The sequence below is a fragment of the Candidatus Stygibacter australis genome (assembly GCA_030765845.1).
GTDB lineage: Bacteria > Cloacimonadota > Cloacimonadia > Cloacimonadales > TCS61 > Stygibacter > Stygibacter australis.
Map to the genome: position 1 here is coordinate 1 of JAVCDJ010000228.1, position 25,206 is coordinate 25,206.

General features: G+C 38.2%; 16 protein-coding genes. 2 read left to right on the forward strand and 14 right to left on the reverse strand.

Annotated features, from left to right (window positions below; all coding sequences use genetic code 11):
- Nucleotides 1-197: 197 nt before the first annotated feature.
- Both RAO94_11715 and RAO94_11720 read left to right on the forward strand, forming a co-directional pair.
- On the forward strand, nucleotides 198-2,684 hold the full coding sequence (locus RAO94_11715) for a FlgD immunoglobulin-like domain containing protein (GenBank protein ID MDP8323008.1): 2,487 nt from the start codon (nucleotides 198-200) through the stop codon (nucleotides 2,682-2,684).
- Between the two features lie 159 nt (nucleotides 2,685-2,843).
- Complete coding sequence (locus RAO94_11720; protein MDP8323009.1) at nucleotides 2,844-5,129, forward strand: choice-of-anchor Q domain-containing protein; 2,286 nt, start codon at nucleotides 2,844-2,846, stop codon at nucleotides 5,127-5,129.
- Nucleotides 5,130-5,207: 78 nt separating this feature from the next.
- Here the strand turns inward: RAO94_11720 and nadD are convergent, their stop codons facing one another.
- The 14 genes from nadD to selB form a co-directional block, all read right to left on the reverse strand.
- On the reverse strand, nucleotides 5,208-5,798 hold the full coding sequence (nadD, locus tag RAO94_11725) for a nicotinate (nicotinamide) nucleotide adenylyltransferase (GenBank protein MDP8323010.1): 591 nt from the start codon (nucleotides 5,796-5,798) through the stop codon (nucleotides 5,208-5,210).
- Nucleotides 5,795-6,553 carry an outer membrane protein assembly factor BamD gene (bamD, locus tag RAO94_11730; protein ID MDP8323011.1) on the reverse strand — a complete coding sequence of 253 codons (759 nt, stop codon included), beginning with the start codon at nucleotides 6,551-6,553 and terminating at the stop codon, nucleotides 5,795-5,797. Before bamD ends, nadD begins: the two co-directional genes overlap by 4 nt.
- Before the next feature lie 49 nt (nucleotides 6,554-6,602).
- Complete coding sequence (locus tag RAO94_11735) at nucleotides 6,603-8,024, reverse strand: aminopeptidase (GenBank protein MDP8323012.1); 1,422 nt, start codon at nucleotides 8,022-8,024, stop codon at nucleotides 6,603-6,605.
- A 20-nt stretch (nucleotides 8,025-8,044) separates the two neighbouring features.
- Nucleotides 8,045-8,515 (reverse strand): transcription elongation factor GreA, encoded by a 471-nt coding sequence (gene greA, locus RAO94_11740; protein MDP8323013.1) that lies wholly within the window; start codon nucleotides 8,513-8,515, stop codon nucleotides 8,045-8,047.
- 4 nt (nucleotides 8,516-8,519) lie between these two features.
- Complete coding sequence (locus RAO94_11745; GenBank protein MDP8323014.1) at nucleotides 8,520-9,329, reverse strand: hypothetical protein; 810 nt, start codon at nucleotides 9,327-9,329, stop codon at nucleotides 8,520-8,522.
- 26 nt (nucleotides 9,330-9,355) lie between these two features.
- The gene (locus RAO94_11750) at nucleotides 9,356-13,702 is read right to left on the reverse strand and encodes a S8 family serine peptidase (protein MDP8323015.1); all 4,347 of its coding nucleotides are present in this window, start codon (nucleotides 13,700-13,702) and stop codon (nucleotides 9,356-9,358) included.
- An 8-nt stretch (nucleotides 13,703-13,710) separates the two neighbouring features.
- On the reverse strand, nucleotides 13,711-14,610 hold the full coding sequence (locus RAO94_11755; protein ID MDP8323016.1) for a PorV/PorQ family protein: 900 nt from the start codon (nucleotides 14,608-14,610) through the stop codon (nucleotides 13,711-13,713).
- An 11-nt stretch (nucleotides 14,611-14,621) separates the two neighbouring features.
- Entirely contained in the window at nucleotides 14,622-17,714 is a 3,093-nt protein-coding gene (locus RAO94_11760; GenBank protein ID MDP8323017.1) for a T9SS type A sorting domain-containing protein, read from the reverse strand.
- A gap of 69 nt (nucleotides 17,715-17,783) precedes the next feature.
- Nucleotides 17,784-19,571 carry a C25 family cysteine peptidase gene (locus tag RAO94_11765; protein ID MDP8323018.1) on the reverse strand — a complete coding sequence of 596 codons (1,788 nt, stop codon included), beginning with the start codon at nucleotides 19,569-19,571 and terminating at the stop codon, nucleotides 17,784-17,786.
- Between the two features lie 416 nt (nucleotides 19,572-19,987).
- The gene (locus RAO94_11770) at nucleotides 19,988-20,125 is read right to left on the reverse strand and encodes a hypothetical protein (GenBank protein ID MDP8323019.1); all 138 of its coding nucleotides are present in this window, start codon (nucleotides 20,123-20,125) and stop codon (nucleotides 19,988-19,990) included.
- Nucleotides 20,126-20,134: 9 nt separating this feature from the next.
- Nucleotides 20,135-21,157 carry a hypothetical protein gene (locus tag RAO94_11775; GenBank protein ID MDP8323020.1) on the reverse strand — a complete coding sequence of 341 codons (1,023 nt, stop codon included), beginning with the start codon at nucleotides 21,155-21,157 and terminating at the stop codon, nucleotides 20,135-20,137.
- A 19-nt stretch (nucleotides 21,158-21,176) separates the two neighbouring features.
- On the reverse strand, nucleotides 21,177-22,229 hold the full coding sequence (locus tag RAO94_11780) for a hypothetical protein (GenBank protein MDP8323021.1): 1,053 nt from the start codon (nucleotides 22,227-22,229) through the stop codon (nucleotides 21,177-21,179).
- A 664-nt stretch (nucleotides 22,230-22,893) separates the two neighbouring features.
- On the reverse strand, nucleotides 22,894-24,021 hold the full coding sequence (locus tag RAO94_11785; protein MDP8323022.1) for a SelB C-terminal domain-containing protein: 1,128 nt from the start codon (nucleotides 24,019-24,021) through the stop codon (nucleotides 22,894-22,896).
- Nucleotides 24,022-24,026: 5 nt separating this feature from the next.
- Entirely contained in the window at nucleotides 24,027-24,842 is an 816-nt protein-coding gene (gene selB, locus RAO94_11790; protein ID MDP8323023.1) for a selenocysteine-specific translation elongation factor, read from the reverse strand.
- Nucleotides 24,843-25,206: the final 364 nt, after the last annotated feature.

Here is a 25,206-nt window from a genome sequence, read left to right on the forward strand (position 1 = left end):
ATGGAATTTGTGTGATGATAATGGTAAGCAGGTAAGCAGTGGAGTATATTTTGTGCGAATGAAAACCGCTGAAGAATATATATATCAGACAAAGGTGACAGTGATCCGTTAAAGAAGAATAGAACACTGAACACTCAGAATAAACAGGCAGCTTGACAAATAAAAACACAAGCACAATGAATGTGCAGGAGATAAATATGGATAAGCTATATTATATTTTATTGGCAATAGTATTATTGCCTGCGTTCCTTTTTTGCGATACCTGGTACGTTGATTGCAACGTAACACAATCAGGTAATGGAACAAGTGCGGAAGAAGCATTTCAGACTATACAGGAAGCAATAAATTGCCAGTCGTTGGCAGAAAATGATACAATCTTAATTTTACCAGGGACATATTTTGAGGAAATTTATATAAACACTGGTGCACCAGACTCATTGACCATTTGTAGTAATTATTTTTTTACTGGAAATGAAAATTATATTGATACGACTATAATTGATGGAGATAATGCATATTATGGAATACATCTTTCTGGTCCTAAAGGATATACAATAGATGGTTTCACTATTACTGATTGCTATATAAATTCTTATGCACATGCAGCCGGGATAACAATAGGGAATTCTGCTTATGGAAGCAATGATACAGTAATTAGAAATTGTATAATTGCAAACTGTGTAAATAATGGTAATGGAGGAGGAGCTATTAGAATTTACAAAGGAGCGAACATTCTCATAGATTCCTGTACAATAGAAAATAATATCAATGATAACTTAAACGGTCATATCCTTGGTGCTGGTGGTATTTTCATACATGGACAAGCAGTTTGTTATAATTTAGAAATTAGAAATAGCATCATCAGAAATAATTCCGATGGAGGAATCTACTTATCAAATTTAAGTAGTGAATATGTTGATGTACTAACTGTAATAAATTCTTTAATTTGTGATAATACGATATCTGATATCGGTGGAGATGGGGCAGGAATTGATTTGGATTATTCATCGTTAGAAATGAATTTCTGCACTATTATAAATAATGTTTGTGAAGATTCAAATGAAAGGGAACATGGAATTTCGCAAACGATTAGTGATAATAACTACAAAAATATCAGTAATAGTATAATTTTGGATACATCGACTTTTTATGATGAAGCTGATGATTATGATATAATAAGATATTGTGGACATTTAGATGATGATAATATGGAACCATATCCAGCCCAAATCAATCAAGGCAATTTTGAAACTACTGCATCTGAGGCTTTTGTATCTGGAGATGATCTTTATCATCTTTGCTGGGATTCACCGTGCATTGATGCCGGTGATCCGGATAATGATGGTGATTTTGAAAACTGGTTGTTTGATGAAGACGATCAGGATTCTGATGGATCACGGCTTAGTATCGGATATGCAGCCTATGAAGATCAGGACAGATGGGAATATGAAGACGGAGACATTGTCTGGATGAGCTTTCCGAAACTGCCATGCTCTGATGGTGTAAATAATGGAGATCAGATATATGCTTCGACAGTGTTTGAGAGATTTCTGGAGACGACGATACCTGATAGTATTTTTGTATGGCAGGAAAGAGATATAGGATTAAGCCCCAATTTTACAGGAATTTATAATTACTTCAGTGGAGAATATAATTGGTCTTCAGTAAATTATAGTTTCAATAGTACAGATGGTTTGAAAATAAAAATAAGAGATAATTTTGATCCGATCAATCCTTTGATAGTCGGAGGACTTTCATGTGAACTTAATACTTCTCTGACAGTTACAACGGAAGCAGGTGATGTGAACTGGGTAGGGTATTTTGTGCCATATAAGATGAACGTGATGGACGCTTTTTATGAAACGACCTTAGATAGTCTTACAGCAATAAAAACCCATGACTGGTCTTTGTATAAAATTCATGGAGAATGGTTTGGGTCCTACCCGCCAGGAGGTCCTACATTATATTATGGAGATATGCTGGAATTATATACTAATGCGAGTAGTGATTTCTCATTCTACTGGCGGACATTCGGGACATCAGGTGGAGATTATGAAAGAAAGGAAACTCAATACTTTTCCTATGAAGAAGAGCTTGATTATCAGTCAATATTCGTGGAACTGGGTGAAGAAAAGCCTGATGAGATAGCTGTTTATATTGATGGTGTTTGCAAGGGAGCAGAAGTGGTTGATGTGGATTCACTTCTGGAAATCAGAGCTTATATCATGGAAGAACCACAAGGTCAGGAGATAGAAATTGTTACTGCCAGTGGCAGAGTTGTACCATCAAAAGTCGATTATAAAGTAGTTATTGAGGGTGGACAACGGAAAGATGGGAGTATATTTACTGACAGAAGAAAGCTGTATCAGATAGTATCACTTGAATTAGGAGAAGAAGTTCCTGAACCGAAGAAAGTGCTTACTTGTTATCCCAATCCCTTTAATCCGGAACTGACAATAGAATTTTTTACCACAGAGAGCACAGAGAACACAGAGATTACGATTTACAATATTAAAGGGCAAAAAGTGAGAAAACTGGTTAATACTGTTGTATCTACTGGAGAACATTCAGTGGTCTGGCAGGGCAAAGATGATAAAGGAAATCAGGTAAGTAGCGGAGTGTATTTTATCCGAATGCAGATTGGTCAACAGGTTTATACTGGGAAAGCGGTTTTGATGAAATGATATCGAGAGACGTATATTTCTGGGAACTACGAGTTCCAGCTCGTAGAATTATGAATAACGCCTGCTAATTTAAGAAACGGGAACTACGACGAATAGCTTTTTATGAGAAAATACTCAACGAGCTGGAGCTCGTAGTTCCCGGGTTATAAGGATATAATTATGAAGAAGTATTTTATCTTATTTATTGGTCTGGTTTTGATTGGGATATTGCAGGGGACTACAATCATAGTTGATATTGAAGGTACCGGTGATTACACATCTATCCAGGAAGGAGTGGATGCCAGTGTGAATGGTGATACAGTGCTGGTTTATCCGGGCAGGTATTATGAGAATGTGGATTATAATAATCATACTATTGCCCTGGGCAGCTTAAATCTTACGACCGGTGAAAGGCATTATATCAGGGAAACAATTATTGATGGTAATCTGGAAGATAGTTGTATTATTGTAAAAAGAGCAGAAGGTGAAGGGACTCTTTTATGCGGATTTACTATCACCAATGGTTCAGGACATTATATGACTATTGCTAGTGGTGACGGTGGTGGCATATTTGTTTATGGCAATTATGGTGCACGATTGGAAGTAAAAAACTGTATAATAGAATATAATAAAGCAAATAGGGGTGGGGGAGGAATTTTTTTAAGTTATGGTGCATATATTTATCTATCTGGAACGACCATAAGGTTTAATTATGCTTATGGTGCTGCTGGCGGAATATCAAAACAAACCGGTACGACATTAGAATTTGATCCATATAATCTATGTAATATCTATGGCAATTATGCAGCCTATGCCTGTATGATGGGGAGGGGAATAGATCCGGATAATCCCGATACTTTATATATCTATGCAGATACACTTAGCTTTGAAGAACCAGACCGGTATTTTATTTATCAGAGTGGAGGTAGTAATACATATATTGATCCGGATGAACATCTAGTAATCGAATCGCAGCATTGCTATTATGATTTTATTGATGCAGACTTTTATGTATCTCCGGATGGTGATGATGCAAATAGTGGACTAAATCCCGAAGAACCCAAAAAAACTATAGCCAGTGCTATCACTTTATGCGTTTCTAATCCTGATAGTCCTAATACAGTTCACTTACTTCCCGGTTATTACAGCCCGTCTCTAAATGAACAATATTTTCCTTTGAATATGCGGGAATATGTAAGCATTGTCGGTACTTCAAGAGATGAGGTGTTTCTGGACAGGGAAACTTCTGCGAATTACATTTATGATATGAATGGAGGATATAATTATAGTATAAAAAATATAACTTTTACTGGTGGAATAGGAGGAGGTCAAAGCAATCCTGATCTAAGATTCTGGGATTTTACTGAAGACCCGATCAGAAGTGTAATAATGGATAGTTTAAGATTTGACAGCGCTGTTCCGAAATTGGGTATTTTAGCCTCAAGAATTGACTTTGAAATATCAAATATAATAATTGAAAATTCAGAATCCGGTTTTTTGGGATACTTTCCAATTCCTGGTAATCGCAGTTTTGTAAAAAATACTATATGCAGAAACAGCCAGGCAACATTTATTACCAATGATAATTATACTGAAACTGAAGATCTACCTGTATTAAATGTTATAAACTATCTTCAGGTTGATAACTCCATAGAAAGTATCCTGAGGATGTGGAATTATGGACCAGTTGCCACTTGTTATGCAGTAACTAATTTTATTAATTGTACATTAATGAATAACAGCATTGTGCCTTTTAATAATCACGCTTTTGCCAAGGCTTATCAGGGTGGAGAGATAAATTTCTATAATTCGATTGTCTATGGAAATGTGGGAACACAACTGAATCTTGATACAAATGGTAATGATCGACCCAGCACTGCAACTATATCACACAGTCTTCTGCAGGGAGGAGAAACAGGAATAGTACATCAGGGAGATACTGTTCTTAACTGGCTGGATGGTAATCTGGATTGTAATCCGATGCTGGATGAAGTTTATAGTCCATTGGATAATTCACCGGTAATAGATGCCGGAACTCTTAATTTACCAGAAGGGATAGAACTTCCTGAGACTGATGTTTATGGCAATCCGCGGATATATGGCAACGGAATTGATATGGGAGCAGTAGAATGGCAGGGAACCGAAAATAGTTCAGATGAGATTTCAGTGCTCCCTGATGAACTGATAATCTATCCTAATCCCTTGATAGCAGGAAATCTGCGTGATGGCAATGCCAAAATATTATGGCTGGGAGAGAATTCAGATGATATCAGTATTGAGATATTTAATATTAAAGGGCAGAAACTTCGTAAATTGAAAATTGAAAATGTAAAATGTAAAATGAATTCAGTAGAATGGAATTTGTGTGATGATAATGGTAAGCAGGTAAGCAGTGGAGTATATTTTGTGCGAATGAAAACCGCTGAAGAATATATATATCAGACAAAGGTGACAGTGATCCGTTAAAGAAGAATAGAACACAGATTGGGCGGATTACGCGGATATATACTGATAAGAAAAGATTGAGCTTAACCTATCTGGGAACTACGAGCAATGGTCAGTAGTTCCTGAGTAGATTTTATAAACCTCTGGTTCTATATTTTCGGGGACAAGCTCGTGGATAGATTTTCCATGAGCAAGCAGGTTCCTGATTTGGGTGGAAGATATGTCAATAGGGGGAATATTCAGGAATTGATGATGCTTCAGATCACTGGCAAGGGATATATCCTGATCAATTGTGCGGGTAACTATCAAAAATTCGATATTATCTTTCAGCCAGGAATATTTATACCATCTATTTAGTTCCGGGATTATATCATAACCGATGATGAAGATGAATTCGTGCTGTGGATAGCTTTTATACAGGAATTGCATAAGTCTTTGGGTGTAACTGGGGTCAGAGGAGCGTTTTTCATAATCTTTAACTTTGAGGTAGGGTAAATCAATAATCGCTTTTCTGATCAGATCAAGTCGCTGGTCAAAATCAGCATTTCCTTTGTGATCTTTCAGGGGGTGAATGTAGGAGGGAATAAACCAGACCTGTTGTACGATCCGGCTTTCAATAACAGCCTGAGCAATTTTTATATGCCCATTATGAATGGGATTAAAAGAACCGCCCAGCAGTCCTATTTTCATTCTTCCAGCTTTTTAGCCAGTTTATCCCTTTTATGCTGGATAATTTCAGTTTTCTTGTCATCAGGATATTTCTGGTTAAGCTTTGCCAGCATCAGATCAGTATTTTCCAGGTCTTTGCGATAGAGATACATCTTTGCCGAATAGAAAATCGCTTTTTTATCTAATTCATCATGATTATTTAACTGGATGATCTCATTGAAATAAAGCAGAGCAGAAGGAAAATCAGATAGTTTATAATAGGCATATCCATTATGATATTTCTTTTCCAGCAGCTTGTAACGGCACTCTTTGATATATTCAACGGCTTCTTTTTTGTTTTCATCAAAAGGGAATCTATCAATATATTCTGTAAAAGCATCTATCGCAGAAAAGGTTTCATCCTGGTCATAATGAGCATCAAGCGAGAGTTTGTAATAGCAAATCCCGATCTGAAAAAAAACACGAGCTACCTGAGGATGGTCGTTGAACTGGCGAATAAATTCTTCATACTCAAATCTGGCATCGATATATTCCTTTCGAAAAAAGAAGCAGTCAGCAAGACGCATTTGAGCATCTGCCAGAAGAATTGTGCTGCTTTCATTGATGATCTTCTGATAGTAAGGGGTAGCTTTTTTATATTTTCCCCGAGCAAAGAAATTATCCGCTGTTTGTTTTGCTTTTTCGGGGCTCATCTGCTGAATAGCTTTTGTGGATGAACAGGCAGAAAGCAGTAATAATATGATCAGTAATGCAGGAATCCAGATTTTTTTTAACATATAATCTCCATAAAATGGCAGGGTGATATCATCCCGCCAGATCAATTATTTAACCTTTAAGAAAAAATACTTTATAAGCTTTGTAAGATGAATAAATATCTGCTTTGCTGGTGAGTTCATAGAGCGAATGCATTCCCAGAACACCAGGTCCGCAATCAATCACTTCAGCACCATATTCTGCCATGAATTTGGCTATTGTTCCCCCGCCGCCTTCGTCAACCTTGCCTAAGGCACCTGATTGCCAGCAGACTCCGCCCTCATTGAATATCCTGAAGACCTGGGCATTAAATTCTGCATTAGCATCATTAGAACCACCCTTGCCACCGGAACCGGTAAATTTAGCAATTCCTACTCCACAACCCAGATGAACAGCATTCTGCTTTTCATGTACAGAAGGATAATTAGGATTAATTGCCGCATTCACATCGGCAGAGAGTATCTGACTGTTCAGGAGTGTCTTACGCAAAGTTACACTGTCATTTTTCTCGCCACTGGCTGCCAGAAGGTCAGCAATAAAATCTATAATGAAAGCTGACTTGGCTCCTGAATTGCCTTCGGAACCAATCTCTTCTTTATCTGCCAGGAATACTATTGCTGTTTTCTGGAAATCAGCATCAGTAATATCGGTGATTGCACGGGCTGAAGTGAAAGCACAAATGCGGTCATCCTGACCATAGGCAAGAACCATGGAGCTGTCTAAACCAGCATCTCGAGCTTTTCCAGCAGGCACTATTTCCAGCTCTGCACTCAGAAAATCTTCTTCTCTGATACCATATTTTTTATTCAGCATTACCAGAGCATTAAGTTTCACAGCTTCTTTTACATCCTTATCTTCAGGATCGATGAAAGGAATAGAATTAAATACTATCTGCATATGTTCTGCTTTTACAGCAGTAGCCAGTTTTTCATTATATTGGATTTTTCTGGCTAAATGAGGCAGCAGGTCAGGCATCACAAACACAGGATCATCATCTACCTCACCAATGCAAATATCTACCTTAGTTCCGTCTCTACGAATGATCACACCATGAATTGCCAGAGGTGTCGACATCCATTGATATTTTTTCACTCCACCATAATAATGGGTTTTGATAATTCCTAATCCGCTGGCACTGTCTTCTGCCAGTGGTGACTGCTTGAAATCTACTCTGGGGGCATCAATGTGAGAAACAATAAGATTTACACCAGCACTTACAGGCAATTTACCTTTCTGGGCAATGGCAACATTTTTTGCTTTTGAGGTACGGTAATATTTCTTAGATTTCACGCCATCACTTAGTTCAGCATAACCCAAATCCGGAAGCAGTTTCTGATAAAAATCAGTACATTCCCGTTCTGTTTTACATTTATCGAGAAAATGCTTATATTCATCCGCTAATGCGAAAGCATCTCCTTTTTCCGAACTGAATTCCTTCCAGAAATTTTGCCTTGAATAAGTTAGGTCTTTTTGGATATCTTTAGTTTTTTTCATATTAAATCCTCTATATATGGTTATTTTATTGAAATGATCTTGAATCTAAAAGTGCCTTTAGGCGCTTTGACCTCAATGATATCACCCACTTTTTTCCCGATAACTGCTTTTCCTCTGGGAGATAGAATTGAAGTCCTTTCATAATCATCATCACTTTTAAATACTTCGTCCCCACCAACCAGTTGCAGATAAATATTTTCGTTATTATCAAGATTCTGCATACATACCCTGGCACCAAAACGGGCAGTATCCTTGGAAAGGTTATCGTGATCGATCACAATCAGAATACCCATTCTCTTGCTAAGATTATTATATTCATTTTCAATATCACGCTGTTTTTCACGAGCAGCATGATATTCAGCATTTTCGCTTAAATCACCCATTTCACGGGCTACCACTACCTGTTTTATGATCTCTGCCCTTGCATCTATCAGTTCTTGAACCCGTCTGCGAAGCCTCTGCATTCCGTCTTTAGTGATATAATTTGCCATTACTTTATTTCCTCTTTTTCTTAAGTACCTTCAGGGCGTGCAGACCAAATTTCTTTAAGCGGATATTACCACTTTGAGACCAGTGCATAACTGCTGTTTCTATATCTGGATGATAATCCATTATTGCACTCGTAAGTATCTCAGCAAAAATAGGTTCACGCGTATTTTGATAATGGCTGTAGATCTCAAAATAAAAATCAGGATTGATCTTATAAATAGATTTAAGCGCTGCAATATTCAGTTTTATCATTGGTTCACCGGCATTCAGCCAGCCAGATTCCAGGTGATGAAAAATTTCAGGTATGTTCTCAGGGTGAGTCTGCATGATACGCGTTATAATCCTTTGCATGGAGATTGTAAGGCTCGGATGATCATTTTTTGCCCAGTTGATAATGATATTTTGATATCTGACAGGATCTTTGCGAACTAAGGGACTGATCGCTTTATCAACAATCAGAGTAGCCAGTCTCACATCTTTGAGAATGAAAAGCTTCTTTTCCAGATAAGGAAAAAATGTCTCGGGAGATTTTTGTAATGCTCGGGTCATAATATAGGCAAATATAGTTTTTCCTGTCTCACCCTTATGATCAAAGATATAGTTATAAAATTCAATATACTCTTCGGGATGGTTAGCAATTTTTGATGCTATCTGTTTACCTACAAAGGCAATTACCTCATTGGGTATTTTATTGTTGACCCTCAAAGGATACGCATTATATACAATTTCAATATCATAAAAACCCTCGGGGATTTTATTCTTGAAGAAATCATCTGAATCTGTGCGTAACCGCTTTTTCCAGTCCATTGATATCATTTTTTCTCCTTACCTGGGCAAAGCGCCTAATTTATTACTGCTATTTTTCCCCGCTGTCTATTTCCACCTATCTGCATTATATAAAAATACATACCGGATGATACTCTGTTGCCCGAATTATTTTCTCCTTTCCAGGAATAATAATTCTCCAGTACTGTACGGGGTGCAAAACTGGCGTGAAAAACCAAAGCTCCGGTTAAATCATATATCCACAAATCACCTTTTTCACCTAAAGGAAGAGAAGCAAATCTAAACTCCTCATATTTTCCTGTTTCAAAGGGATTAGGATAAGCTACCATATTTTCAAGTGTTCTATCTGTCAAGGTGAAATATGTTTTGTTACCCAGGTTATTGATCAAATTACCTGCCAGATCTGAGATATTACTAATTTTGAGATAATATGGCTGATTGCTTGGAAGCATCGGTTTACCTAAAGAGATAACAACCTGTTCCGCTTCTACAGTGATCAGACGGATATAATTATCAGGGTCTGCAAGTGGGGTGGTCAGGTGATAATTAGAAAGGGATGATGCCCCATTTTGATCTATGGCTTCACTGAAATGAACAATCACAGTTTCATGATCTATTACTTCTGAAGAAACAATCTGAGGAGCACATGTGTCTGGTTGCCAGTCAAAACCATAAACTGCATTACTCAATGTTATCCCATTTTCTGAATCAAGATTACTGACCTCGATCTGATAATTATCATCCTCAGGTATTTGCTGATGAAATGTGAGGATCAAACCTTTCTTTTGATCAGTAGTATTTACGGATGCCGGTCTGCCAAGACCATTATTTACCAGAAAATGTCCGGTATTTACAGAAGTGTTTGCCAGAGGTTGATCAAAGATAATTTCCAGATTCCAGGGTGAGATCATTATAACGGGTTTTGCCAGAGCAGGGGGATAATCCGGAGTTGCTGACTGCCAGAATGTAGGTAGGCTTTCCTCTGGCTGATAAGTACTGTTATATATTGTTAGCCGGTAATCCCAGGAAGTACCCTGCTGCAGATCATCATCAATATAGCTGCACTCTGTTGTTTCTGCCAGCAGAATTTCCTGCCAGTCACTTTCAGAATGTGCTTTGCGATATATCCGGAAAGATTCAGCAACCAGATTTGGCAGCCAGGTGAGATTAACAGAATTCTCATCAATTATTTCAAGCTGAAATCCTTCAACAGGAGGAGGACCGGTAAATTCTTCCCGAAGCTGAATATAATTGACTTCTCGATCACCAGATATTGAGGAATTAGCAATTATATGACCATAATTCCCGTTAATTGCAGGTATTGCAGCAATCGTATTAGGGTATTCCTGATCAGATGAACCATTCCAAATGGGCATATAGCTGTCATTGATATCATCCCCGTCAGTATCTATATAATCAATAATATAAAGATTGGGATCTAAAGCAAAAATCAGTTCTTCATCTCCATCTCCATCAAGGTCTGAACAAGTAATGGCATTTTTTTCTCGATATTCGTCAAAGTAAAGAGTATCTGTGGCGATATAATTATCATCAATTCCTGAAAAAGAAAAAAAGACAAAACAGCTAAAAGTTTTAGAGTCATTACCAGAATTATAATTCCAGGCACCTACGCAAAAATCTGTATTATCTGCTCCTCTAAAATTTCCACTTACCAGATAGTCAGCATCTCTCACAGGCGTCCGCTGGTTCCAAACTTCATAGAATAACTGGTTCTCCCCAGACTGTTCAAAGATCATCACATCACCATCATTATCACAGGAAATGATATCCATTCTACCGTCTTCATCCAGATCAGCACATTCCACTTTATTAAGAAATTCGTTTTTACTATAAGTCTCTGTTTCATTATAAATGATCTGCACGGTCTGCCAGGAATTACCAAATTTCCTGTGAAGTCCCAACACACGATAAGTAATATTTCCCAATGTGACATTCTGGATTAAAACCAGATCATCAATCCCATCTCCATTATAATCTACAAATGACCCACCATAGCAATTATTTAAAGTCCAATTGAGATTTGCATACGCTCCAGATACACTATATACCGCAGCAGAGTTCGCCTCCACACCCACTATTTCAAAATTATCTCCTATTACGTTTCCCCAGCTGTGGGGCCAGAAATTAGCAGCAAATCCTGAAATTACTCTTCTTTGCTGCAAGCTTGTCCCATTATCCTCCCAAATTGAAATAGTGCGATTCAATTCTTCATCCAAATGCATACCAATTATGTCATTGTATAATCCATCCCCATCAAGATCCAGCGGTTTGGGTAGACACACCAGGGCAGACCCGGAACTATTATATTCCCAGGAACTATAATCAATGCAGTATCTACTTACTGGCAGGATTGCCGGCACTGTGGAAGTAGTTTCAAGAAAGCTGGTATTAGTGGCATTGATAACTGCATTATACGATCCAGGCTGCTGCAGAACTGGCAGTTTTAGATAATGAAGACTATCCTGACCTATTGAATAAAGCGTAAAAGGTGATGATTCCCCGCTTTCCATGATCACTTCCAAATCTACTGGTTCATCGTATTTCAATTTCAAATAATTTACCAGATTCTCTCCCTCAAATCGCTGCTGGATCATAGTTTCTGATTCCTGCAGTACTGGTGGAGTTTGATCAATATTAATATTTATTAAATATTCATAATGCTGGTTGGAAATTGTTACAACTTCAATTTTCACTATGCACTCACCATCTTCATCAGGAATTTCAAACCAGGCAAGTTCACCATCGATCACTTCCTGATTATGCCAGGAAGGTGAATTTTCATGGGGATATTCCACTGAAAGCCAGTCCAGAGAAGTTGGTGATTCCTGCTGAGTAAACATCACGCAATATCGGGAAAAATCAGGGGCTGTCACGGTACCCATAATACTCACACTGCTACTGATTCCCAGATTATCAAATGGATAATTTATTTCTATTAAGGGTGTATTCTGGATTTGTAAAAAAGCGTAGGCATTTAAAAGTCCATTACCATAATAAATATCCTTACCAGTTTCACCCATATCATAGGCTGAGTATGCCAGTCTAGCGCGTATTTCTTCAAAACTAAGATCGGGCTCTCTTGAAAGTAATAGGGCTATCACTCCACTGATATAAGGAGCACTCATGGAAGTACCGCTCATATTCTCATAAAAGGGCTCTTCAATATCAAAGCAGCTTATCACGTTCACTCCCGGTGCCATTATATCAAGGTATTCTCCATAACTGGACTGCCAGTAACGTTCACCCTGATCATCCACTGCCCCCACAGAGATTGTGTGTGCCAGCCTGGCAGGATACATTAAGCCGTATGATGCCGTATTTCCAGCACTAACTACCACGATACTACCACAATTATAAGCATATTCACAGGCATCAGCAATAATGGGAGAGTACACATAATCACCCCAGGAGAGATTGATCACATCAGCTCCCATATCTGCAGCATAGATTATCCCTGCAGATGCATCATCATCCTGAAGTACTCCCGAAAGTCCATCAGCTGTCTTAAATCCTGCCCGAATTGCAAGAATACTCACATTCCAGCAGACTCCTGAAATACCTTGTTCATTATTCGGTGTAGCTCCAATTATCCCAGCAACATGAGTCCCATGATTATATTCATCTTCAGGATCATTATCCTGTATAAGGTAGTCACCAGAGGCAATATTTGCCAGTTCTCCGGCATCGGTGAAATCCCAACCCCAGATATCATCAATATATCCATTTTCATCGTTATCAATATTATCTATTATGGGAGATTGTTCTGCAATTATGTCCTGATGAGTTATATTGCCGTCATTATCAAAGTCATAATCCTCTGATTCAAACCAGGAAAGCAGTTCCAGATTTGAAACTTCATTATTCTGATCACTGTCAATCTCATCAAAGATATCTTCGGGTATCTCAAATTGATTGATATAAAGGTTTTTCTGCAGATCAGGATGATCACTGTGAATCCCGGAATCTACTACTGCTACAAGTATCTCTTTCCTGCCGGTTGTAATATTCCAGGCTGACGGTATATTGATCAAATCCAGATACTGTTCAAATAGTAGCGGATCATCAGGATAGACCAAAAAATCATTTAAATAATTGGGTTGAATATATTCCACACCCTCAAAATGCAGATTATCAAGATTATCCATATCTAAAGGTTCAGAAAACCTGACAGTAAAATAGCTATTCTCTGCCTTATTACTGACAGGGGAGATACTCAATAACCCTTGATCCGTCAAAAAGCGGTCAAGTTCATCTAATCCCAGTGCATTACGCTCCAATACATGGGGATAACTGGTTTTTATCAGCAATTCACCGGGAGTGAAATTCTGAGCTGCAATAAATACTGGCAATATTGCCAAAAGCAGAATAACAATTCTTTTCATTTGCCTCTTTATCTAAAATGACAGCTTAATCCAAGCAGATGAACGTCTTCAAGTTCTTCGCTGACTGGTACATAAGCATAATCAATTGTGAAGCGAGATAATTTTACTCCAAATCCTGCACTTATGCTTTCCAGATCATAACCAAATTTATAACCAGTCCGCAAGAAAAGGCTCTCATATAAATTGGCTTCTATTCCCAATGAACCTTTCAGCTGATCATTATCTATATCTTTTGTTAATTTAAATTCGGTTGTAAGTCGATTAGCCTGGATCGAAAAATCTTTACTTAAGATGAGATCAATCGTAAGTGGTAATTCAATATCTTCCTGATCCATTTTTGATGTTTTGCCAAAATTCTTCACTCCCGCCATAACCCGGATATCCTTAAATGGAGTCAGGTAAATATAACCCACATCTCCAGATACTCCTGTGCTCGAGGAGGTATCTATCTTCTCATACAATCCCGTGATATTTACTCCCAGATAGTGACTGGCTGCGATCCTGTAACCATAATTAAAAGTAATTGCCATATCCATTGGCTGATAGCTGCCGATATTTTCTCCATTATTAGTATAGCGCTCTATTTCACCATAATCCAGATAACGCATGGAATAACCAAAACTTGATTTGCCCATACTGTTTCGATAGCCGATATTGCTCATTTTAGTATCAAAAAGCCACAGGTTTTGACAAAAACTCACTGCTTTACCATTCTGCATTAATGGTGCTGCCGCATTATCCAAAAAGGAAAAGCCGGAACTGGAATTAATCGCTCCATTGCCACCCTGTCCTGCCGTTGCCGGATTATTGAGTATTCTTAACATCTGAAACCCTTTACTGCCATCAACATCTGCTTGAAGTAAAACCATTACCGTCAGCAGGATGATTATTAATCCTATCTTCTTCATTTATCCTCCGCTTATTTCTCTATGCCAAATTTTAATATTTTCTGTTCATTACCAGCTTTAACCCTTGCCACATAAACTCCGCTGGAATATCCACTTACATCTATCAGATATACTCCTGCATTATAAGCAGTAAGAAATAATTCTCCACTTTCTATCTGATTACCGGCAATATCATATACCCATATCTGGGTATTTTCACTCTCTGATAACATAATCCGTACACCTATTTTTCCAACTTCTTCCTTTCCACCAATGATAGTGCTACTATACACTGTGCTATAAGGATTAGGATAGATATATGTCTCATCTTCCACAAATAATGATACCGTCTCATGTTCATTCACCAGTGCTTCCCATGGTAAATATGCTGTCCGTCCCAGATCACAATATGCCACTGGATGATCATCCTGTGCTATCTGGTGATCAGTGTCTCTAAATATCTTACCGTTATCGGAAGGAAGATAAATCGTATTCTCATTAAATATAGGATACAATCTGCTGCGATGACCATGAGTTACCGGGTAATTTCGCATCAACCTGAAATCATTATCATTATAATTTTCCCAGATACAAAACCTGTTTTGGCTCATCATTCCCACTACTTCAGGTTTTCCATCTCCATTAATATCTACTGGTACTACTCCAGCATATATCCCACTGGAATCCTGCACAGTTAGCTCATCTGATGACTGATAGATATTTCCCGTTTCATCAATGGCGATAAAGTTGTTTTCTCCACCATATAATAATTCTCTTACACCATTATTATCCAGATCACCATAACTGGGATATGAATCACAAATAAATGGTAAGGGTATTTCTTTCTCAAATGTGTAGGAAGGAGCTGTCTCTTTGAATTGCACCAGTAAAGAATCATTAGTGGTGAAGATCATCCTTTTCTCGCCATCTTCCTCGAATTCTGCCAATATTCCGTTATTAAGTTCGAGCTCAGTATTAAAAGTCGCTTCCCAGTTAAGAGTATAATTTTCCAGATCTATCCTGTATATCACAAATTCATTACTATCTCTCGCTGGAATATGCAATTCTCCATCATACATCATATTTCCGCATATCTGATATGATGCGATATTGAAGTATTCGATCTCATTCAGATCACTGTCATAGAGCTCTATCTTGTTATTATCATCCAGAGCACTGTTTAATGCCAGTACAATAATTTCCTCTCCGGTTTCATCTGTTATCACCAGTGGTGGAGCCCCCCAGTTATAATTATTAAAAAGTAACTGACCGGTAGTTTCCAGATTCTCATCCAGAACATGTAATGATGCCACATCACCTATCATTGCAGGAATTATTATTTTTTTACTACTTTCCAGCCATGCCCAGCATTCTGGAATACTATCCCGCGGAATATTCTCTTCAGCGATAATAGCATCATTTTCCCAAAGATATACATTACCATCCGGCATAGGATAGAAAAGCTTTTTTATCCCATCACCAAAATCCAGAAATGCTGCTGGCAAAGTATTTATCCCCACATAGCCAGTATCAAGCGACCATTCATAAGCTACACTAAAATTCATCACATCGGCTGATTCACTGATATCATATATCTCCAGCTGGATTCCGCCATAATAACTCTCAGCCGTAGGATTCCAGGGAAGCCCGTTATATTCCACATAACCAAAATAGTCATTATTACCAGCTCTATATGTATCGTCTTTATACCCGTAATAGCCATAAAGATCAAGTCCCTGATCGTGATCTGCTTCTTCCAGATCAATTGCCTTATGCTCTTCTTCACCATTGGGCACATTGATCTCTTCTTCCAGATTAAATTTCTCCCGCATCACGATCTCATCCACATGCCAGATACAAATTCCTGATCCATCCTGACTCAGTGCGTCACCTTCTCCATAGCCCGGAAGATAAAAATCCCATTCACAACCGGCATAAGTATTATTCATAAAATCAAAATATGGCTGCCCGGCATAAGGATGACCCTCTTCATAATACTGCTGTCCATCAACTATCTCAAAGCTGAAAGTTGCCAGCGAATCACCCTCTGAATTTACGAATATACTGCCATCAGAGTTCTGCTGCCGATTCTCTAATAGGAAATATTCATCCTCGTTTATCAATACTTTATAAATTTTGGGTATCTCAGAATCTATATTCATCGGATAAGTAAGTTCTGCTGCCTCAGTAAAACTATCTATTGTCTCATAATCTGACCAGCCCATATAAATACGGCACCAGGCAACTGGTAAAGGAGGCACGTAGCCTGCTGCATTCCATAATCCAGTTCCCATCACTCCATAATTTCCTATTCCCGCAGACTTACCGTTAGATGACTGATTATCGTATAAAGTGGGTAATCCTATTAGACGCCCAAACTCATGACAAAGTACCCCTAATACACCAAATAATGGATCATTTTCCTGAATATCAGGCTGACGCTCAGTCTCTGGCACGATCACAAATTCCTTAAGCACCACACCATCATATTCCAACCCTGGGAAGTCATCATTCTCAGGATCAAGTCCTGCCTGCAATGTCCTCCTACTCACAAATGTAGTCCACAGATCCGCTGTATTTGCTCCGCTGAGGTCTGCTTCCTGACCTGCTCCGGCATGAAAGATGATAAAGCTGTCATAAGCAGAATAATCTATCGCAATGTCACCCATATCCAGAAGTTCCACTATCATCTCACTCACCCGTTCAGTACTCAGATCATCATCACCATAATATCCCATCTCATGCTGCAAGGTAAATACTTCTGGATAAAGAGTGTAATTATCTTCTGTTAATTGATAATTCCCCGCTGAAGCATCATTCCAGTAGGCACTTAAATGAAACATAAACCTTTCAAAATAGGCGTCATCATGCGGTAAAGTGTCAGGTTCTCCTGGTGGATACCCTGGATCAAGGTCAATGCTCACGTCACTGAACTGGCAGCGCAATACCAGAATACTATCCGGTAGATTACGATCACGATCGTTATTATAATGGCTGTATTTCTCTGATACACCACTAAAGGACATATCATTCTGCCATCTGCTCCCGGGTGCCGGCGGAGCTGACCATAATGCCGTCAGCATCATCCCCACAATCATCAGTATCAATTTTCTTTCTTTATTCATACTTCACCTGTTTCTTAGTTTTTTTACTTATTACCATTTCTCCTCCTTTACTTTCTCTGTCCATAGTTTTCATTTGATCAGACTGATTTTTCGACTAAGTGATTGGTCTTCATTTATCAGCTTGATTATATAAATACCGCTTGAAGTTGACCTGCCTGACTGATCTCTGCCATCCCATACATGCTCATGCCAACCATCTGATTCAGACCAGTTTACAAGTTTTTTTACCAGATTACCTTTGATATTATAAATTGATAGTTCACTATTCCCCCCTTCCGGCAGGTAATATCTGATAGTAGTCGTAGGATTAAAGGGATTGGGATAATTACTCAATTTGTTCTTTGACGGAATTTCATCACCGCTATTTCCTGATTCTCCTATTTGGATTTCACTACTAAACCAGAATTCTGCGTTACCTGTGATATTTTGAGTGTTACATAATATCCTTCCATCATCTCCGGTTTCTGCTTCCAACGGTAATATAGCTTCTATTTCTGCTCGGTCATCTATAACATCAGCAACTTCTATATAGACGATCTCTCCCGGTCTATATCCACTGTAGTTATATGTTATTCCTTCCAGAGTGTTTGTGTATTCTATATAATGGCTGGCTTCCTGTACCCCAAACAACACTTCCTGATATCCTGCCCCACAATTCCAACCCAATAGCGTTTCTTCCCCTGGTATGATCACACTAACCTCGGGATCAAGACTCAAAGCTCCACATATCCCACTGTTTATCTTACCAAGAGGATCACCCAGCAGGTTATATTTCAAACTGTTCATGATTGAAGCCCCACTTTCTACCTGGCTTACCATCAAGGCTTCTCCCCAACTCATCCCTTCATCATACAATAACGGCAGTAAATTACAGCCAAATAAATTATTACTTGAAGCTGTAGTAACGGCAGACGGCAGGATACCGCCAATTATCCCTCCTGATTCATTAAAAAGCAGTGCTTCTCCCATGCACTCATATCCTTGACCAAAATTTCCTGTATAGCAGGTGGCAGTAAACATAAACCCACGTTGGCTCTCATTTGTAAGCAAAGCAATATCTTCCAGCCTGAAATAGTCCTCATCTCCCAATGTATACATGCTTCCCTGACCCGTATAGCACCAGAGATTCATTCCATTATTCAAACTCTCAATTATTGCCTGCCTGGCTTCCGGTTTTTCGCCATTAATGTCAGCCTCAAAATCTATTCCATATACTTTTTGGCTTATATAATTTGAAGTTATTGAATTTGCCAGGTAATCACCTCTCACACTGTGATTCATTTGACTATTAGGTTCAGCACCCTCAATTTGATTATTACGAATTTCATCATCAGCGGTGATTAATAGCTTACGCTGCCATAATCCTGCATTTTCACCTTCCAAATAAGGATAATAATTATCCAGATAAGTAGTCAGTTCTTCATCATTTACTGCCGGTATTCTGCCAATTGCTACTTCAGCACCCGATATTCCATCAAAGTTTACAAATCCAGCATCACTGATAAAATTATTTACCAGAAATACAGGTATCAGGTTCCTTTCCGATCCGTTCCACCAATCCTGAGTACCACTGCCCAGCAGCAAAACGCTGCTGCCTGTCATATCAACTCCCGGCTGAGAAAAATAAGTTTCCAGATAATCATGCAACGCCTCTGCTGGATCATCCGCTCCTTCGATTATTGCACCAATTTCATGCAACTCCCGTTCTATCCCGTATTCTTCTTCAAAATAATCTGCCAATTCTTCTGCCTGCTCCGTAAAGCCCTCGGGCATCACGATCAAATGACGCACGTCAGAAAATAACACATTCATCATAACTAATGCTAAGACTAGGATACACAAATTAAGTTTTTTCATCTTTACCTCCATCGTAAAAAAATAAATAATAGAGCTCTCTTATTGTTGATTACTTCCCTGTTAATTGATTTTTTCCAATTTCAGAACCGGTATCTGATAAATAATTAAGCTGGAACTCTGACCTTGGATATTATCCATTACGCCTCCGTTATTAACATATTTCAATTCTCGTAAATCAAAACAAAAATCAATAACTTATACGGCTTTTCAGACCTCCAGCTTTTATGATGTCATAAATCATTTTTTATCTCACACCTGTCAAGGATTTTGAGGATTGCATGTAGCTTAATCATCCTTGATTAAGTCTTTTTGATATGTCAATCAGGGATGATTGACCTACACATCAACTCTCCAGATATCTTTTATATTGCATAGCAAAATAACGACCCCACACCAAGACATTTACCCCGTATGGGTTATTTATTTGTATTAGACCAACGCAAATGAACGCTATCTGGAAATTGGTAATGTTCTGGTCCTATTTGATTTGGCCAATCTGCAAACACAAATACTGAAAATAATAACAATATAGCTATATAAGTATTCTTAATCATTATCTCCTCCTAATTTACTCTAATAATGTGTATAAATATTACTTTCTCACCATTGGGAGTGAAGCAGAATATTCTCTCTCCACTTTCTCTTGTGTTTTCTATAATAATATCTTCACCAATTTGTGTGTCTTCATCAATACTCCATTGTTTCAGAACTGCTGAGCCATAACGCGTTTTAGTTAGTGCAATTTTTTGATTAGGTAATATTTTCGATACTGTATTATTCGAAAGGGGTGAAGACAAGTATATTTGCGTAAATTCTGAAACAGTATCGTACAAATAATTTTGCTGATAACCACGAGAGAAACTAAAATATTGATCGTCATTACTTCTGCCAATAATACTTATTTCATCAGGTTGCTCATGCAGCAACGTGGAAATTCCAGTTCCTATAAGAACCTTATTGAAATGTAATCTATCACTAACGAAATAGACTACACTGCTGTCAGCTTGTCCAGGAAAAATATGAGTGATCATCTCTTCGCTTAGGCATATTTGCTGAAGATCACTCCCGTCTTTTTCTATGCTCATCAGCATATAATTATCATTTTCATTGTCCTTTCTGGAAAAATATATTCTGTTATCTATTCCAAATTTGGGAAATTCATCATGACTACCGCTTGTTATCTGTTCATATTCATTATTTTCCAGATCAAAACAGTACAGTGAATTATCTGAAGTGAAAGCTATGTAATTATCATCATAACTGACTCCAATTGTCTCAATACCATCAAGATATTTTAGATAATCAACTTCAATCCATGTCAGATATTTTGTTGAATTATGGGTTTCCATATCCCAGATAAGCAGATCCTCATTACATACTATAAAGCGCTTATTATCATTCATAGCTACCGGATATCCCCGCATACACGAAAATACTTCCTGCTCTGTCCCATCAATATTCATAACTATCACACTATCTGTATAAGTTGGCACATCCTCTTCCCCTTCCCCTTCCGGTGCAAAAAGACAGGAATTCAAGATGATTGCAGATAATATTACTAAAATTAAATATTTATAGTCCGTCATTTTTGCCCCATCTATAAAATTAATCGTTCAGAAGATGTGTTATTACTGCAATTCTCTGCCCATCATTTGATATGTCAATTATATTAGTTATAGCTGGTAAGCTACCGTGTTCTAATTGAATTTGATAAGTAAAAGTATTAGATTTAAAATCGAAATATAATAATTCCTGATTAGAATAGAAGTAATGTACAACTATAGACTCTCCATCAGGCATAATTTTAGCGTTATTTTTATTATCAATTTCAGGAAAACTATACAATGTTTCATCATCAATTACATACAGATAAGTTTGAGTCTGATTAAAACTAAAAAAATTATCATCATTACTCCTATCTACTACTTTTCCACAGTCATTAGGTATCTCGCATAAATAATCAAGTTGATCTGTTTCACGATCATACTGGTAAAAATATGAATTCCCTTTCACTATGAAAACCATATTCCTATCTACCTGACCAGGCAAAATCCGCGAAAGTTTCTCATCAAATGAACAATGTTCCTCTAAACCAGTACCATCAGGATAAATACTCATCAATTTGCAACTTGATCCAGTGCTATCCATACGACAGAAAAAAACCTTATTATCAAGACTGAAAGCCGGATAATAATCCCTGCCACTATCGGTTATCTGAAAATACTCTTTTGTTTCCATTTCCAAATAATATAAACACTGTCCAGATGTAAATGCCATTAAGCTGTCATCATAATTAATACAAGCTCTTTCAGATAGATTACCAGTCATACCTGTGCTATTAAAATCTAAGTCAATATCTTCAAGAACAAAATCAAGTTCGTAAATCTCAGCATCAAATATCATTAGTTTTCTATTACTTAAAAGAAAATGACGGTTGTCATTAAAAAATTGTATAATCCCATAATAGGCATCATAACCTGTACCACTTTCACCTTGGCAATATCTGCCAAAAAAATGATCTTCAGTACCATCGGCATTTAGTAACAAGATCCTGTCACCTAAATCTTTATCAGGCTCTCCATCTCCAATACCAAGATTACAGGAAATTAAAGTGATTAATAACACCGTTATTAGCATTAGCTTTATTATAATTTTCATATTACCATCTCTTTGTTATATTCTTTTCTTCTGATCCGCAAATATTCTTTCCCAACGTAATCTAATACAATTACAATTGACGTCACATCTTGTCTTATTTATACTATCTTATAAATATCAGCATTTAATCATTCCGATTAGGAAATATTCTTCATTATTTGTCAATAAATATCCCCTTGGGTAGGTACCCATTCTACAGAGACTGTTCAATCTTTATGGTTAATTTATCCCTGAAGGGGATTCACTATAATAGCCCCAGGTCGGCACGAAGTGACTACCTGGGGTTGATGCCAAAAGCCACCGCCCTCCCCCAAACACCGGCTGCGCCGGTGTTTGGGGGAGGGGAAGGTGAGGGTGGTCAATTTGACCCCAGGTTGTCGAAATACAACAACCCGGGGCTATTATAGTTATTCCCTTTCAGGGAATTTGTCAATTTCACAAAAATTGACAAATATGATGATATGTGCACTTTTTTCTGCTAAAAATTACTATTCATTATAATTTTCATTTAGTTATATTGAACAGTCTCATTCTACAGTCAAATTTCTATATTTACTTCGTAGATGTTATTTAATTGTAGGATTGAATACACATCTCAATAAAAAATCTTAAGTTCGCTATAAATCGGGACATTCGCATCTTAACTCAATATTTTTTTTAACCTTCAACTCTCCAGATATCTTTTATACTGCATCGTGAACTGGCGTACATCGCCCTTGCGCACTGTTATATTTTTCTTATCAAAATATTCCAAAAGCAGGGTTGTCATTTTACGGTTTGTATTCAGCAAGTCCCGAAACTGACCTAAGGCAATTCCTTCTTCATGCTGCTTCAAAAAACTGATTAGTTTTGCCTGCGCCTGTTTAACTATCTGGCTGTGAACATATACGCTCTGATAATGAATTATCTCTTCCTGACGTACCAGTTGCTGCAATATCAGCTTCAGCTCTTTTTCCTGAATCCCGTTTTCCTTTGCAATTTCCGTTATCCCTGTCATCAAAGGTACAGCAAATCCGCAATCAAGCAGATGCTTCATGATCACCTGCACCTTACGGTTAAATTCTGGATCCAATTGTACACTGTGACTATACAGCACCCAGGTTTTCCCTGCCCGGCGCAATTGCAGATCAGTTTCCATCTCTTCCAGCAGCAACATCAAAGCTTCCCGCGTTACATCATTACGCTCTTCGCCAAATATACCCATCAGTTCCTGAAAACTGCGCCCTTCATCTGCCAGTGGATTCTGCTGAATAAATAATCGGATACTATTTAATATCTTATTCTTAAGTGCTGTCTTCTGTCTGGTCATCAGCAGTATTATCTGCTTTTCACTTTGGAAAAATGCTATATCACCCGCCAGACTGGAATACACAATATCAGTGAGATTATCCACCTTCTGATTGATCATCTCTGCTATTTGATCCAGCGAGATCGGCAACACGTTTTTCCTTACTTCAGCTGCAATGATCTCTGCCAGATCACCACTGGAAAGCTTCTTCACTATCTCAATCTGCTGCGAGCGACGCCTGCGGTGATGCAGGGGATACGGGTCAATTATCTCGCCACCACCCAGTGTGAGATCACCTGATGAAAGCCGCAAAATAAATTTGTCCCCGATCACGGGAACTATCTCTCGGGGAAGATATATCTGTGCCAGTCCTTCATCTCCACCACTTAAGGAATCTTTATCAAGCAGATGAACGCGCACCATCTGCTTCACGGTACCCATCAAAAATATCAACTGATTCCAAATACCCAGTTTCCGCTCTCCACTAAAAAGCTTCAGCTTCACATCTATCAGATTATTGGCTTGATCAGATTTTCCGAAAGCAGCGTGCCTCTTGAAAATTCTTTCTGCTTAAATCCCACTAGATTCAACGCTGCCCGATCTCCTGCCTGCACATTGTCAGTCTCACTGCCATGACGCTCTATGCGGCGAATACGCACCTGACGCCCTCCCGGTTGTAAATACAGCGTTGCATTACTAACTATTTTGCCAGAAAGAACCGAGCCATTCACAATTGATCCAAAACCTTCCACCGTGAATATCCGGTCGATATACATCCTGAAAAAGCCATCCGTACTACGCTCGGGTATTTCGTTTACATAAGAATCTATTTCTTCTATCAATTCTCCTATCCCGGAATGATCCAAACTCGAAACCTTGATCACTTTTGCTGATTCCATAAAGGTGCCTTCGACAAATTCCATAACTTCTTCCTCTGCCAGTTCTACCAGCTCTTCATCGACAAGATCTATCTTATTCAAAACAATTATTCCCTTGCTTATTCCCAATAATTCCATAATTTGTAAATGTTCTCGGGTTTGCGGCATAATGCCTTCATCAGCAGCGATGATCAAAAGCACAAAATCTATCCCACAGGCTCCAGAGACCATGGTATTGATAAAATCTGCATGACCGGGTACATCCACGATCCCCACAGTATTACCCGAAGGCAAACCCAGATTCGTGAACCCCAGATTGATGGTGATCCCCCGCTGTTTTTCCTGCTGATGCGTATCGCAATCATAACCCGTCATCGCCCTTATCAAAGATGTCTTCCCATGATCCACATGCCCCGCCGTTCCCATTATCAAATGCTTAGACTGCATATAAATTTCCTTATCATTTTTCGTATCATCTCTATTTCTTTACCCAGCTTCTCTTAGTCAAGATTTATATAGGACTTATAGGTCTTATGGACCCTATAAAACCTATTTCCCGCATATCCCCCACAACAACAAAGCACGTACTCACATTATATTGTCACTACGTGCTAAGTTGTTCTTGGCTGAATCCGGTTTTTGGTTATTTTGTTAGTGGGGGATGCTTGTGAAAGCATCATAAAATAGTTTTAAATAAGGTGGAAAAGATGAAAAATCTATCAGGAAAGACTGTGATCGATTTCGTGCAACGCAATTTTGAGGTGCATGGTGAATTTGAAGGCATCGTGTATCGCATCAAGCGAAATGGCAC

Coding starts and splice junctions, on each gene's coding strand:
- RAO94_11780 (MDP8323021.1), bottom strand. CDS start 22,229: ATGAAAATTATAATAAAGCTAATGCTAATAACGGTGTTATTAATCACT.
- RAO94_11765 (MDP8323018.1), bottom strand. CDS start 19,571: ATGAAAAAACTTAATTTGTGTATCCTAGTCTTAGCATTAGTTATGATG.
- RAO94_11735 (MDP8323012.1), bottom strand. CDS start 8,024: ATGAAAAAAACTAAAGATATCCAAAAAGACCTAACTTATTCAAGGCAA.
- RAO94_11775 (MDP8323020.1), bottom strand. CDS start 21,157: ATGACGGACTATAAATATTTAATTTTAGTAATATTATCTGCAATCATC.
- RAO94_11755 (MDP8323016.1), bottom strand. CDS start 14,610: ATGAAGAAGATAGGATTAATAATCATCCTGCTGACGGTAATGGTTTTA.
- RAO94_11760 (MDP8323017.1), bottom strand. CDS start 17,714: ATGAATAAAGAAAGAAAATTGATACTGATGATTGTGGGGATGATGCTG.
- greA (MDP8323013.1), bottom strand. CDS start 8,515: ATGGCAAATTATATCACTAAAGACGGAATGCAGAGGCTTCGCAGACGG.
- bamD (MDP8323011.1), bottom strand. CDS start 6,553: ATGTTAAAAAAAATCTGGATTCCTGCATTACTGATCATATTATTACTG.
- RAO94_11720 (MDP8323009.1), top strand. CDS start 2,844: ATGAAGAAGTATTTTATCTTATTTATTGGTCTGGTTTTGATTGGGATA.
- RAO94_11715 (MDP8323008.1), top strand. CDS start 198: ATGGATAAGCTATATTATATTTTATTGGCAATAGTATTATTGCCTGCG.
- RAO94_11745 (MDP8323014.1), bottom strand. CDS start 9,329: ATGATATCAATGGACTGGAAAAAGCGGTTACGCACAGATTCAGATGAT.
- RAO94_11770 (MDP8323019.1), bottom strand. CDS start 20,125: ATGATTAAGAATACTTATATAGCTATATTGTTATTATTTTCAGTATTT.
- RAO94_11750 (MDP8323015.1), bottom strand. CDS start 13,702: ATGAAAAGAATTGTTATTCTGCTTTTGGCAATATTGCCAGTATTTATT.
- selB (MDP8323023.1), bottom strand. CDS start 24,842: ATGCAGTCTAAGCATTTGATAATGGGAACGGCGGGGCATGTGGATCAT.
- nadD (MDP8323010.1), bottom strand. CDS start 5,798: ATGAAAATAGGACTGCTGGGCGGTTCTTTTAATCCCATTCATAATGGG.